Source organism: Cobetia sp. PDI-12MA (assembly GCF_059507695.1).
In genome coordinates this window covers 1,234,638-1,247,370 of the sequence record NZ_CM183351.1, presented here as the reverse complement: position 1 = coordinate 1,247,370, position 12,733 = coordinate 1,234,638, and the positions used below count along the sequence as shown (strand labels likewise).

8 protein-coding genes are annotated in these 12,733 nt (G+C 65.1%); 3 read left to right on the top strand and 5 right to left on the bottom strand.

Translation table 11 applies throughout. The annotated features are described in order from the left end of the window. Positions 1–76 precede the first annotated feature (76 nt). The 4 genes from parC to pgi form a co-directional block, all read right to left on the bottom strand. Positions 77–2,353, bottom strand: coding sequence for a DNA topoisomerase IV subunit A (parC, locus tag AC5WNI_RS05325; protein ID WP_368448534.1), 2,277 nt, complete (start codon positions 2,351–2,353; stop codon positions 77–79). Positions 2,354–2,514: 161 nt separating this feature from the next. After that, positions 2,515–4,395, bottom strand: a complete 1,881-nt coding sequence (gene parE, locus AC5WNI_RS05320; RefSeq protein WP_285460229.1) for a DNA topoisomerase IV subunit B — start codon at positions 4,393–4,395, stop codon at positions 2,515–2,517. A 253-nt stretch (positions 4,396–4,648) separates the two neighbouring features. Continuing rightward, positions 4,649–5,401 (bottom strand): YqiA/YcfP family alpha/beta fold hydrolase, encoded by a 753-nt coding sequence (locus tag AC5WNI_RS05315; protein WP_285460228.1) that lies wholly within the window; start codon positions 5,399–5,401, stop codon positions 4,649–4,651. Positions 5,402–5,675: 274 nt separating this feature from the next. Continuing rightward, on the bottom strand, positions 5,676–7,379 hold the full coding sequence (gene pgi, locus AC5WNI_RS05310) for a glucose-6-phosphate isomerase (protein ID WP_285460227.1): 1,704 nt from the start codon (positions 7,377–7,379) through the stop codon (positions 5,676–5,678). Positions 7,380–7,583: 204 nt separating this feature from the next. Between pgi and cmoA the strand changes: the two genes are divergently transcribed. Together cmoA and cmoB are read left to right on the top strand one after the other, a co-directional pair. Beyond that, positions 7,584–8,330 (top strand): carboxy-S-adenosyl-L-methionine synthase CmoA, encoded by a 747-nt coding sequence (gene cmoA, locus AC5WNI_RS05305; RefSeq protein WP_043335167.1) that lies wholly within the window; start codon positions 7,584–7,586, stop codon positions 8,328–8,330. Between the two features lie 31 nt (positions 8,331–8,361). Then, entirely contained in the window at positions 8,362–9,390 is a 1,029-nt protein-coding gene (gene cmoB, locus AC5WNI_RS05300; protein ID WP_285460225.1) for a tRNA 5-methoxyuridine(34)/uridine 5-oxyacetic acid(34) synthase CmoB, read from the top strand. A gap of 123 nt (positions 9,391–9,513) precedes the next feature. Here cmoB and norR read toward each other — a convergent pair whose 3' ends face one another. Further along, positions 9,514–11,295, bottom strand: a complete 1,782-nt coding sequence (gene norR / locus AC5WNI_RS05295; protein WP_285460224.1) for a nitric oxide reductase transcriptional regulator NorR — start codon at positions 11,293–11,295, stop codon at positions 9,514–9,516. A gap of 193 nt (positions 11,296–11,488) precedes the next feature. Between norR and AC5WNI_RS05290 the strand changes: the two genes are divergently transcribed. Then, a complete protein-coding gene (locus tag AC5WNI_RS05290; RefSeq protein WP_368448529.1) occupies positions 11,489–12,706 on the top strand; it encodes a globin domain-containing protein in 1,218 nt (405 codons plus the stop codon). Positions 12,707–12,733 lie beyond the last annotated feature (27 nt).

The window sequence follows — 12,733 nt, the reverse complement described above, 5'->3', positions numbered from 1 at the left end:
AAGGTGTCGCCCACGGGGCATGTCGGCGTCAATGCCGACGCACCTCTGCTAACAAGCCAGGCCATCCGGCCCGGATTCAACTATCGACGGCCAGACGGTCGACCTTCTGGAAGCCCTTGGGCAGCTTGCTGCCGCGGCGGCCACGCTCGCCACGATAATAATCGAGATCCGCCCCCTTGAGCAGGGTCTTGCGCTTGCCGGCATGCACCACCAGGGTCGTGTCGGCGGGCAAGACCACCAGCGAGCGCACGAACTCCTCGCGGTTGGCGGCGCGTTCGCCCGGGATCGACAGCATCTTGTTGCCCTTGCCCTTGGACATCTCAGGCAGCTCGGAGAGCGGGAAGACAAGCAGGCGCCCTTCATTGGACACCACCGCCACTTCCAGCGCAGCCCCATCGCCCTGCGCTGACTCAGGCACTTCGGGAATCGCCACCGGCGGCAGCACCGCACAGCCGCGCGGTAGAGTCAGTGCCGCCTTGCCGGACTTGTTCTTGCCGGTCAGCTGCTCAAGCGTGGTCACGAAGCCATAGCCGCCATCGGAGGCCAGCAGATAGCGTGCGGAAGGCGCATCGAGCAGCAGCCCGACCATCGCCGCCCCCGCCGCCGGATTCATGCGCCCGGTGATCGGCTCGCCCTGTCCGCGTGCACTGGGCAGATTGTGCGCGGCCAGGGTGTAGGCACGTCCGGTGTCATCCAGCAGCACCAGCGGCTGATTGGTCTTGCCGCGCGCCGCCAGATGGAAGCGGTCGCCGGCCTTGTAGGACAGACCCTCGGGGTCGATATCATGCCCCTTGGCGGCACGGATCCAGCCCTTCTCGGACAGCGCGACGGTGATCGGGTCGGCGCCCATCAGCTCGACTTCAGACAGCGCCTTGGCTTCGCCACGCTCGACCAGCGGTGAGCGACGTGCATCGCCGAAGTCGGTGGCGGCCTGCTCAAGCTCACTGTCGATCAGGTCCATCAGTGCCTCGTCATTGCCCAGCAGATGCTTGAGGTGCTTGCGCTCACGCTTGAGCTCGTCCTGCTCGCCACGCAGCTTCATCTCTTCAAGACGTGCCAGGTGACGCAGACGCAGCTCGAGGATCGCCTCGGCCTGACGCTCGGAGAGCTGGAAGGTCTCGATCAGGCTGGCCTTGGGGTCCTCTTCCTCGCGGATGATGCGAATGACCTCGTCGAGATTCAGGTAAGCCGTCAGCAGACCCTCGAGGATATGCAGACGATCCTCGACCTTGGCCAGACGATGCTCGAGGCGGCGACGCACGGTAGCGCGACGATAGCGCAGCCACTCGGCCAGCATCTCGTGCAGCGCCATCACCCGTGGACGCCCCTTGAGGTCGATGACGTTCATGTTGACGCGCGCGTTCTTCTCGAGGTCCGTGGTGGCGAACAGGTGCGCCATCAGGCCTTCGATATCGACACGATTGGAGCGCGGCTGAATCAGCAGGCGCGTCGGGTTCTCGTGGTCGGACTCATCACGCAGATCCGCGACCATCGGCAGCTTCTTGGCCTGCATCTGGGCGGCGATCTGTTCGATCACCTTGGCGCCGGAGACCTGATACGGCAGCGCCGTGATCACGATATCGCCCTCTTCCAGCACGTAGCGGGCGCGCATCTTCACGCTGCCACGACCGGTGCGGTAGAGCTTGGCGAGGTCGGTGCGCGGCGTGATGATCTCTGCCTCGGTGGGGAAGTCCGGTGCCGGCAGGTGCTCCATCAGCTGATCGCTGTCAGAGTCCGGATGGCGCAGCAGATGGCGGGTGGCGGCCACGACTTCATGCACATTGTGCGGCGGGATGTCGGTCGCCATGCCCACCGCGATGCCGGTAGTACCGTTGAGCAGCACATTGGGCAGACGCGCCGGCAGCACCTTGGGCTCGCTCATGGTGCCATCGAAGTTGGGCACCCAGTCGACGGTGCCCTGGGAAAGCTCGGACAGCAGCACCTCGGAGTACTTCGACAGCCGCGATTCGGTGTAACGCATCGCCGCGAAGGACTTGGGGTCATCCTGACTACCCCAGTTGCCCTGGCCATCCACCAGCAGATAGCGATAGCTGAACGGCTGCGCCATCAGCACCATCGCCTCGTAACAGGCGCTGTCACCATGGGGGTGGAACTTGCCCAGCACGTCGCCGACGGTACGCGCCGACTTCTTGTACTTGGCGTTGGCCGTCAGGGACAGTTCGCGCATGGCGTAGACGATGCGGCGCTGCACCGGCTTCATGCCATCGCCGACATGCGGCAGGGCGCGGTCGAGAATCACGTACATCGAGTAGTCGAGGTACGCCTTTTCGGTGTAGTCGCGCAGGGCCAGACGTTCGACGTCACCCTCCGCGACCTGGATATCCATGCTCATGGGCGCTTGACCTTGATTACGAGCGTAAAACCGGGGAGCGTCTGACTGTGGCGCTCCCGAAAGAATGCTGTCGCGCAGCTTGTCTGGCTTTCGAAGTTAAGCTGCCCTCGCAGCCCGGTTGGCTTTCGAAGTCCAACTGGCCGTGAAAGCTCAACCGATGATCAGACCTCGATATCGGCCATGTTGCCGTAGTCCTCGAGCCAGCTCTTGCGATCACTGGCGCGCTTCTTGGCCAGCAGCATGTCGAGCATCTCGTGGGTGCCATCATCCACGCTGCGCGTCAGCTGCACCAGACGGCGGGTGTCCGGCGCCATGGTGGTTTCCCGCAGCTGCAGCGGATTCATCTCACCCAGACCCTTGAAGCGCTGCACATTGGGCGTGCCACGCTTGCTTTCGAGCTGCTTGAGGATGTGCGCCTTCTCGCTCTCGTCCAGGGCGTAGTGCACTTCCTTGCCCAGATCGATGCGGTACAGCGGCGGCATGGCGACGAAGACGCGCCCGGCATCCACCAGCGCCGGGAAGTGACGCACGAACAGCGCGCACAGCAGCGTGGCGATGTGCAGACCATCGGAGTCGGCATCCGCCAGGATGCAGACCTTGTGATAGCGCAGCTTGGTGAGGTCATCCGAGCCCGGGTCCAGGCCGATGGCGACCGCGATGTCGTGGACCTCCTGGGAAGAGTAGATGTCATGCGACTCGACTTCCCAGGTATTGAGGATCTTGCCGCGCAGCGGCAGGATCGCCTGGGTCTCGCGGTTGCGCCCCTGCTTGGCACTGCCGCCGGCGGAGTCACCCTCGACCAGGAACAGCTCGCTTTCGGCAGGGTCGGAGCTTGCGCAATCCGAGAGTTTGCCCGGCAGCGCGGGCCCGGAGGTGACCTTCTTGCGCGCGACCTTCTTGGCGCTCTTCAGGCGGCGCTGGGCCGCCGAGATCACCAGTTCCGCCAGCGCTTCGGCCTGGTCGACATGGTGGTTGAGCCACAGCGAGAAGGCGTCCTTGACCACGCCGGAGACGAAGGCGGCGACGCTGCGCGAGGACAGACGCTCCTTGGTCTGGCCGGCGAACTGCGGATCGAGCATCTTCACCGACAGCACGAAGGCGGCGCGCTCCCACAGGTCATCCGCGCTCAGCTTGACGCCACGCGGCAGCAGACTGCGGTAGTCGCAGAATTCCTTGAGCGCCTCGAGCAGACCGGAGCGCAGACCATTGACGTGAGTACCGCCCAGCGGCGTGGGAATCAGGTTGACGTAGGGCTCCTGTACCAGCTCGCCACCTTCCGGCAGCCACTGGATCGCCCAGTCGACCCCGTGCTCCTCGTCTTCGAAATGGCCGACGAACGGCGATTCCGGCAAACGCTCGAAGCCATCGGTGGCACCGAGCAGGTAATCGCGCAGGCCATCCTCGTAATGCCAGGTCGTCTCGCTGCCATCGGTCTCGATGAGCACGACCTTGAGCCCCGGACACAGCACGGCCTTGGCACGCAGCAGGTGGCGCAGACGCGGCATCGCCAGGCGCGGGCTGTCGAAGTAGCTCTCGTCCGGCCAGAAGCGCACCAGGGTGCCGGTATTGCGCTTGCCGACGGTGCCGATCCGGGTCAGTTCCTCGGCCTTCTCGCCATTCTCGAAGGCGATGCGCTGACGCAGGCCATCGCGGCACACTTCCACTTCCAGACGCGTCGACAGCGCATTGACCACCGAGACGCCCACGCCGTGCAGGCCGCCGGAGAAGCGATAGCTGTCCTGGGAGAACTTGCCCCCCGCGTGCAGCTTGGTGAGGATCAGCTCGATGCCGGTCACGCCATGCTCGGGGTGGATGTCGGTGGGCATGCCACGACCGTCATCGCCGACCTCGATACCGCCATTCTCGAGCAGGCGCACGCGGATTTCCTTCGCGTGCCCCGCCAGCGCCTCATCGACGGAGTTGTCGATGACTTCCTGCGCCAGGTGGTTGGGCCGAGAAGTGTCGGTATACATGCCGGGCCGCTTGCGGACCGGTTCGAGGCCGGAGAGGACCTCAATGGAACTGGCGCTGTACTGACTCATCGCAGCCTTGTGTCCTTGGTGTTGACGTCCGCCATCCGACTCGCCATTTCACGTGCGCGAGACGAACAACGGATTCCTGAAAAATGAGAGACCGGCGCCTGGCGTTCAGCATCAAACGCCCTGCCATGTCGTGCCAATCCGTATCGTGGCGATCCATGTCGTGGCAATCCATGTCATGCCAGGAGATGCCGTGTCCAGCCAAGTCGTGGCGGGTGGCGGCGGGTCTGGCAGAAAGCACCACACACGTGACCTGCTAGTCCGGCGCGACATGCATCGCCGCTGCGGTGGCGGGGGCCAGCCGGTGTCCGCCATGCGCCATGATCGCCGGCAGATATTCCGCCAACTGCGCAAAGCCGTGATCACCACCCGGCGTGATGATCAAGCGGCTTCCCTGATAGAGCCCTGCGGCATCATTGACATCCAATGTCTCATCGGCCGTCGCCAACAGCACCAGGGTGCGCTGCGCCGTGACAGGCTCCGCTTCCAATGCAAGCAGCCCGGGGCCGAAATCCTCGGTGACGGTAAACGTCACGCCGGTATAGGGATTGGCATGCACCGAGCCGAGCCATTCGCTGACCAGTCGCGCGGGACGCACGGCCGGATTGATCAGCACACTGCGTGGCCCCAGACGCCAGACGCTCTGGGAGGGACCAGCCGGCCCTTCGAGGCGTGCGGCCTCACGCGCGACCAGCCAGGTGGCCAGAAAACCGCCCATGGAACTGCCGATCACCATGATGGCGTCATCACAGGCGGGGTCTGCGGGGTCCAGCGCCAGGCGCTCACACAGCGTGAGATAGGCTGCGTTGACCGCCGCCTGACCCGCATCGGGCGCCGGAGGGATATCCGGCATCACGCACGGCAGGCCGAACTGCTCTGCCGCGCGCTGCATCAAGCGCGCCTTGGGCGAACAACTGGCCGAATTGAAGCCGTGCAGGTACAGCAGCCCCTTGACGGGCGCGGTGGTGTGCATCGCTGCCGTATCTGACGGAAAGAGGGAATTGGCCATCAGCACTCCCGACAACACGCCAGCCCGCGACACCGCCCCTCCCACGCTTCAAGATGGCTAGGAATCTCTCGAGCGTTCATGCGCTGGAAGCAGGGTTTTCGACGGTCCGCGTCGTGCTGTCTAGTGTAAACGATTGATTCGCTTATAGGATAGCGAGAATACTGTATAAATCAACAGAGAGCGGCGACTGGCGCCGCCACTCGTCTTGCACGGCATATCGGCATGCCCTCACACACTCTCTCACTCGCCCCCCTCACTCACATCCGCCGCGGGTTCAGCGCGGGTCCTGATCCTGTGCTGCCCACACCGCTTCGATCAGCGCGCGGCTGGAGGCATCCAGCATCTCGAAGCCTTCGCCGGTGGTCATGGTCGCTTCGGTGGCGGTGGCGATCTGCTTGCCCAGCTCCACGCCCCACTGATCGAACGGGTTGATATCCCAGATGGTGGCCTGCACGAAGACCTTCTGCTCGTAGAGCGCAATCAACGCCCCCAGCGTTTCCGGTGTCAGCGCTTCCAGCAATAGCGTGGTCGACGGCTGATTGCCACGGTAGCGCTTGTGGTTCGGCTGCGCCTCATCACCGGGGATGGCGTCATCGCCAAGCATCAATACACGTGACTGGGCAAAGCAGTTGGCCAGCGTCAGGCGGTGTTGTGCCTTGAGGTGGGCGCGCGTCTCGGCGTCCTCGACATGATCATAACGACACATCGGTGCGATGAAGTCACACTCGACCGCCTGGGTGCCCTGGTGCAGCAGCTGATAGAAGGCGTGCTGGGCGTTCGGTCCCAGCTGGCCCCACAGCACCGGACAGGTCGAGTAGTCGATCATCTCGCCATCGTTGGTCACTGACTTGCCGTTGGATTCCATCTCCAGCTGCTCGAGGTAGCTGGCGAAGTATTCCAGACGACCGTCGTAGGGCAGGATGGAGTGGGCGCGGATATCGAGGAAGTTGTTGTTCCAGATACCCGCCAGCGCCAGCAGCACCGGCAGATTGTCTTCCAGCGGCGCGGTGCGGAAGTGCTCATCCAGCTCATGCGCCCCGGCCAGCAGACGACGGAAGTTGTCCATGCCGACGTTGAGCGCGATGGGCAGGCCGATGGTGCCCCACAGCGAATAGCGGCCGCCGACCCAATCCCAGAACAGCAGCTGATGTTCCGGCGCGATGCCCCACTCGGTCATCTTCTCCGGCTTGGCGGAAGCGCCGATGAAGTGCTGACGGTTGATCAGCGCTTCCAGGCGCCCTTCCGGGTCGAGACGTGATTTCAGCCAGTCGCGCGCGGTGCGGGCATTGGATAGCGTGTCGATGGTCGAGAATGACTTGGAGGACAGGATGAACAGCGTGGTTTCCGGGCTGAAGGATTCCAGATAGTCCGCCAGCTGGGAGCCATCCATGGTCGAGGCGAAGTGCACGCCGATCTCGTGGATGTCCTTGGGGCGGCAATCGCTCAGAGCGCTGGAGACCATCAGCGGGCCGAGGTCCGAGCCACCGACCCCGAGGTTGACCACATCGGTGATCGGCTTGCCGGTGGCGCCACGCCACTGGCCACTGTGGAAGGTATCGACCATCTCGGCCAGGTGCTCGAGGCTCTCATGGATGGCCGGCACGATATCCTCGCCATCCACCTCGAGGCTGGCGGAGCGCGGCAGACGCAGCGCGGCGTGCAGCGCCGGACGGTCTTCGGAGCGATTGACATGCTCACCGGCCAGCAGGCGCTTGATGCCCTGCTCGACGCCGGTTTCGCGCGCCAGATCCAGCAGCAGCTCCAGGGTCTCGCCCTTGAGGCGCTGCTTGGAGAGATCCAGACGCAGCCCCGCAGCGGAGCGCGTGAAGGTCGCCACTCGGTCACGCCCTTGCGCCGCATCCTCGGCAAACAGGTCCTTCAGATGCACATCGGCCATCTGCTCTTGATGATGGCGCGCGAGAGCCTGCCAAGCCTGGGTATTACGACGCGCAGAACGTGCCGCTGATTGAGTGGACATGGCCACCTCTCTCCTTGAAGTGTAATGACCGGCCCTGCATGGCCCGGCCTGAAATCGATTGATGGAGGCATCACCCGACAGCCGTGACGGGTGCGTCACGGGCGCCGAATGCGTAGAATGGCGGGCCCGACGGGGCACTCTGCCCGGCCGGTCCTCGGCCACAGGCATGTCGCCCTGGCCCACTGCCCGATGAAGCCTTGATCCATGAGTGATGCATCTTACCGTGACGCGATATTTACGACACCCCTTGACCGTGTCGCCAGCTTCTCCTTCGACGAGCAGGTCGTCAGCTGCTTTCCGGACATGCTGCGCCGCTCGGTGCCGGGTTACGGTCAGATCATCGCCATGCTGGGCCTGATGGCCCGCGCTCACCTGCGCCCCGGCGCGCGGGTCTATGACCTGGGCTGCTCACTGGGTGCTGCCAGCATGGCGCTGGCCCGCGAGATGGCCGCCGAGGATATCGAGATCGAAGCCGTCGATCTGTCCCGACCGATGGTCGAGCGCGCCAGCCGTGAACTCGCCGAGGCCTTCCCCGACCACCGCATCAACGTCACCGAAGCCGACATTCGCACCCTCGACTATCAGCCGGCCGGCATGATCGTGGTCAATCTGACGCTGCAGTTCCTGCCGCCGGAAGACCGCGATGCCGTGATCGACAAGCTGTTCGCGGCGCTGGAACCCGGCGGCGTGTTGATCCTCTCCGAGAAGATCATCAGCGATGATCCGGTCGAGAATGCCTGGCTGATCGAACGGTATCATGACTTCAAGCGCGCCAACGGCTACTCCGATCTGGAAATCTCCCAGAAACGTGAGGCCCTCGAGGACGTGATGAAGCCCGACAGCCTGAACACGCATCACGAGCGCCTGGCGCGCGCCGGCTTCCAGCGCAGCCATACCTGGCTGCAATACCTGAATTTCGCCTCGATGGTCGCCTTCAAAGCCGCCGAATGACCGCTACGCCTGCACGGACTCGACCCAGCGCATGAGCATTTCCCCGTATGACCGCGACCTTTACCGCGCCTTCACCGCGCTTGCCTGTGAGCCAGGCGCCGTCGGCGACGGCTTCGCCCGCTGGCTGGGCGCCCTGCCCGAGCAACTGGCCACTGGCCTGGACCGCAAGCGCCATGCTGATCTGAAGGCCTGGCATGGCGCGCTGGAAAAGCTGCCCGCCCTGCCCGACGCGCGCGATGTACAGCTGGATGCCGATCGGGTCGGTGCACGCTTTCCGACTGGCCTGAGCACCGGCCAGCTGCGCCAGAGCGAAAACCTGTTGCGCGCGATGATGCCGTGGCGCAAGGGCCCCTATCAGCTCGACGAGATCCATATCGACACCGAATGGCGCTCCGACTGGAAGTGGCAGCGTCTCGCGCCGCACCTGTCGGATCTCACCCATCGCCGCGTGCTGGATGTCGGCGGCGGCAATGGCTACCACGGCTGGCGCATGGTCGGTGCAGGCGCGGCCTTCACGCTGGTGATCGACCCTTCGCCGCGCTTCTACTGCCAGTTCCATGCCGTGCGCCACTTCATCGGCGCGGACCACCCCCAGGGCCGCAACCTGCACTTCCTGCCGGTAGGCATCGAGGATGTGCCGACGAAGATGGGCGCCTTCGATACCGTATTCTCGATGGGCGTGCTCTATCACCGCCCCTCGCCGATGGACCACCTCTTCCAGCTGCGCGATACCCTGCGCCCCGGCGGCGAACTGGTGCTGGAAACCCTGGTGGTGGAAGGTGACGTGACAACGGTACTGATGCCCGGCGAGCGCTACGCCGCGATGCCCAATGTCTATTTCCTGCCCTCCTCGCAGGCGCTGGCCCACTGGTGCGAGCGCGCCGGCTTCAAGGACGTGCGCATCGTCGATGAAGCCGTGACCACCCTGGACGAGCAGCGTGCCACCGACTGGATGACCTACCACTCGCTGAGTGACTTCCTCGATCCCGCTGACCCGAGCCTGACCCGCGAAGGCCACCCGGCGCCACGGCGTGCGGTGCTGATCGCCACTCGCGCCTGAACTGGCGCTCGAGACTCGGACTTCTCATCGCCCCAGGGCCGACGGCGGCAGAAATACAAGAACGGCGATGCTCCCAGAGCATCGCCGTTCTTGTATTTCTCATATCAGACACTGCCTCGCGCCTCAGACGATTCCCAGACGCTGCGCCTGCCGGTACAGATTGCCGCGATCGACCTTGAGCCTGCGCGCCGCCTCCGCCCAGTTGCGATCACTCGCCTGCCAGACCCGCGAGATGTGCTCGCGCTGGAACGCTTCGGTGGCATCGCGCAGCCCCAGCGTCTCATCGCCGCCCTGCCAGGCGGCGCGCTGTGCAGAGCTTGCTCCTCCTGTCTGGCTCGCCCCTGCCATCAGAGCCATTGTTTCCACCTGATCCGTCCTCCCCACCTGCGCGTCCTGAATCTCCTGCGCCACACTGGTGGCCCGCCTGAGTGACACCTCAGCGTTGACCTCCAGCCCCAGCAGTTCCGGTGTGATTACCACCAGCTGGCGCCCATCGGCGCGCAGGCGAGTCGGAAGTGCACCATGCGCGAGCCGGGCATGCAGGGCGGCGCGACTCAGGCAGTGCTCCAGCTCACGCACGTTGCCGGGCCAGGGGTAGTCACATAGCAGGCGCTCCGCCGCCGGCGTCAGGCGCAGATTGGCCAGTCCGAGGCGCGTGCGGTTGTGTTCCAGAAAGGTGCCGGCCAACGCCAGCAGGTCCGCACGTCCGCGCTCACGCAGCGGCGGCACCCTGAGCGGATAGACGCTCAGGCGGTGATAGAGGTCTTCACGGAAATGCCCGGCGGCAACCTCCGCCTCGAGATCGCGATTGGTGGCCGCGATGACGCGCACATCGACCTTGACCACGCGATCGCTGCCCAGCGGCTGCAGCTCGCCTTCCTGCAGCACCCGCAGCAGCTTGGGCTGCAGCGTCAGCGGCAGCTCGCCGATCTCATCCAGCAGCAGGGTGCCGCCATCCGCCATCACGAAGTGGCCACGGTGATCATGGGTCGCGCCCGAGAAGGCGCCACGCCGATGACCGAACAGAGCACTTTCGACCAGGTCCGGCGACAAGGCGGCGCAGTTGATGCGCACCAGCGGCCGCGCAGCCCGCCGGGATGCGTCGTGCAGCCGCTGGACCACGCCCTCCTTGCCCACGCCGGTCTCGCCCTGCACCAGCACCGTCATCTCGGTATCGGCGACCGCCTCCAGCTGCGCCTCGAGCCTGGTCATCGCCGGGCCACGCTGCGGGCAGGCCACAGCACTCTGTGACGCCATGTCTGCCTGTGACACGACCATGGAAGCCGAAAGGCCTGACCTGCCGACCGTGGCCCCCGCGGCCCACTCCTGTCGCAGGGACAGCGACAGACAATGTGCGGGGAGTGACAACCAGGCTTGCAACTCCTGAAGCGGAAGTGCCAGGTCGTCCGTGCTCGCAGAGGCGCACAGCGATTCCAGCGGGGCCAGCACCCCCGGCGTCAGCGCGTCGAAAGTCATCACCCCCAGCAGGGTATCGCCCTCACGCAGCGCGATACCGGCACAGTCATGCACCAGCAGATCCGGCCCATGCACGTCCCCCAGCAAACCATCGAAGGGGTCTGGCAAGTCGCTGTCCAGCGCGAAACGATGTACCCCCGTGTGCTCGGCGATCGCCTTGAGCCGCGGGTGCTCCGCCAGCGCGAAGCGTCGCCCGCGCACCTCGGCAGGCAGGCCGTAGGTGGCCAGTGGCAACAGCTCGTCACGCTCGGGCAGGTAGCGCATCAGGGTCGCCGCCTCACCGGGCAGCTGCTGCATGATCGCGGCCAGCAGACGCGTCCATGGCAGCGCTCGCCGCTCGCCGCCCTCTTCTAGGGACAACCAGGCGGCGAGCCAGGCATTCACGGCCGCGACCGGCGTATCGTTCTGGGGCAAGTGGGCATCGGGCATGCGGTCATCCTTGCGGGTGTCGGGAGCGAGAGGGCTGAAGATTGATGTCATCATGACACGATTGATGTCATTGGAACACGTCACATGACCATGTCATTTTGACATCATGGACCCACAGAGTGCATGACGGCTGGTCTCAAGAGTTGGCACGCCCCTTGCCATGGAGAGAGGGACATCAATCAGAGGTATCGTCATGCTGACCAACGCCCAGGAAGACCTGATCGCCGCCACCGCTCCCGTCGTCGCCGAGCATCTCAATGCCATCACGGCGCGCTTCTATCCGCTGATGTTCGAGCGTTATCCCGAGGTGAAGCCGCTGTTCAACCAGACCCACCAGGCCAGCGGCGGCCAGGCCCGTGCACTGGCCGGCGCCGTACTCGCCTATGTCGGCGCGCGCCACTCGCGTAAGGCAGTGGACCGCCTGCTGGCGCCCGTGGTCAGCAAGCATGTCTCGCTCAATATCCTGCCGGAGCACTACCCTATCGTCGGCGAATGCCTGATGGCCGCCATCGGTGAGGTGCTGGGGGACGCCGTCACCCCGGAGATCGCCGATGCCTGGGGCGCCCTCTACGGGGAACTGGCCGCTGTACTGATCGCCGCCGAGCAGGGCCGCTACGACAGCTTCGCCGCCACTCGCGGCGGCTGGCAGGGGCTGCGCCGTTTTCGCATCGAGCGTACACAGGACGAGAGCCGCGAGATTCGCTCGCTGTACCTGGCGCCGGTGGAAGGCCCGATGTTCTCCTTCTTGCCGGGCCAGTACATCGGCATGCGCCTGACGACACCGCAGGGCGTGATCCATCGTCATTACAGCCTGTCCCACGCGCCGGACGAGCGCTTCTGCCGCATCTCGGTCAAGCGCGAGGCCCACGGCCAGTCCAGCCAGTACCTGCATGCGCTGAAGGCAGGTGACGAGATCGAGCTGCTGCCGCCGGCCGGCGAGCTGACCTTCGAACATGCTGCCCCGCAGAGCGCCGATGCCCCGGTGCTGTTGCTGTCGGCCGGTGTCGGCCAGACGCCGATGCTGCCGCTGCTGACGGCGGCGCTGGCGGCGGGCCGCCAGGTGATCTACCTGCATGCGGCACGCAATCCCGAGGTGCATGCCTTCGATGCCACCCTCAAGGCACTGGTCGCGCAGTATCCAAGGCAGCTGCATTATCAGGTCTGCTACGAACAGGCCGAGACGCTGCCGCCCCATGCGCAGCTAGGCATCATCGAGCGCGACTGGCTGGCGCAGCAGATCGCCGCGACCGGTGCCAGCGCCGAGTCGCTGCAGGCCTTCGTGATCGGCCCGCATGGCTTCATGCAGAACATGATCCAGCACCTCAGCCGTATCGGCGTACCGCTCAGCCAGTGTCACCACGAGCACTTCGGTCCCTCCGCCCCGCTCGCCATCGACACGGCTGTCGCCTGATGCGCCAGGTGTGAGCCGCACCATGCA

Coding starts and splice junctions, on each gene's coding strand:
- parC (WP_368448534.1), bottom strand. CDS start 2,353: ATGAGCATGGATATCCAGGTCGCGGAGGGTGACGTCGAACGTCTGGCC.
- parE (WP_285460229.1), bottom strand. CDS start 4,395: ATGAGTCAGTACAGCGCCAGTTCCATTGAGGTCCTCTCCGGCCTCGAA.
- AC5WNI_RS05315 (WP_285460228.1), bottom strand. CDS start 5,401: ATGGCCAATTCCCTCTTTCCGTCAGATACGGCAGCGATGCACACCACC.
- pgi (WP_285460227.1), bottom strand. CDS start 7,379: ATGTCCACTCAATCAGCGGCACGTTCTGCGCGTCGTAATACCCAGGCT.
- cmoA (WP_043335167.1), top strand. CDS start 7,584: ATGAGTGATGCATCTTACCGTGACGCGATATTTACGACACCCCTTGAC.
- cmoB (WP_285460225.1), top strand. CDS start 8,362: ATGAGCATTTCCCCGTATGACCGCGACCTTTACCGCGCCTTCACCGCG.
- norR (WP_285460224.1), bottom strand. CDS start 11,295: ATGCCCGATGCCCACTTGCCCCAGAACGATACGCCGGTCGCGGCCGTG.
- AC5WNI_RS05290 (WP_368448529.1), top strand. CDS start 11,489: ATGCTGACCAACGCCCAGGAAGACCTGATCGCCGCCACCGCTCCCGTC.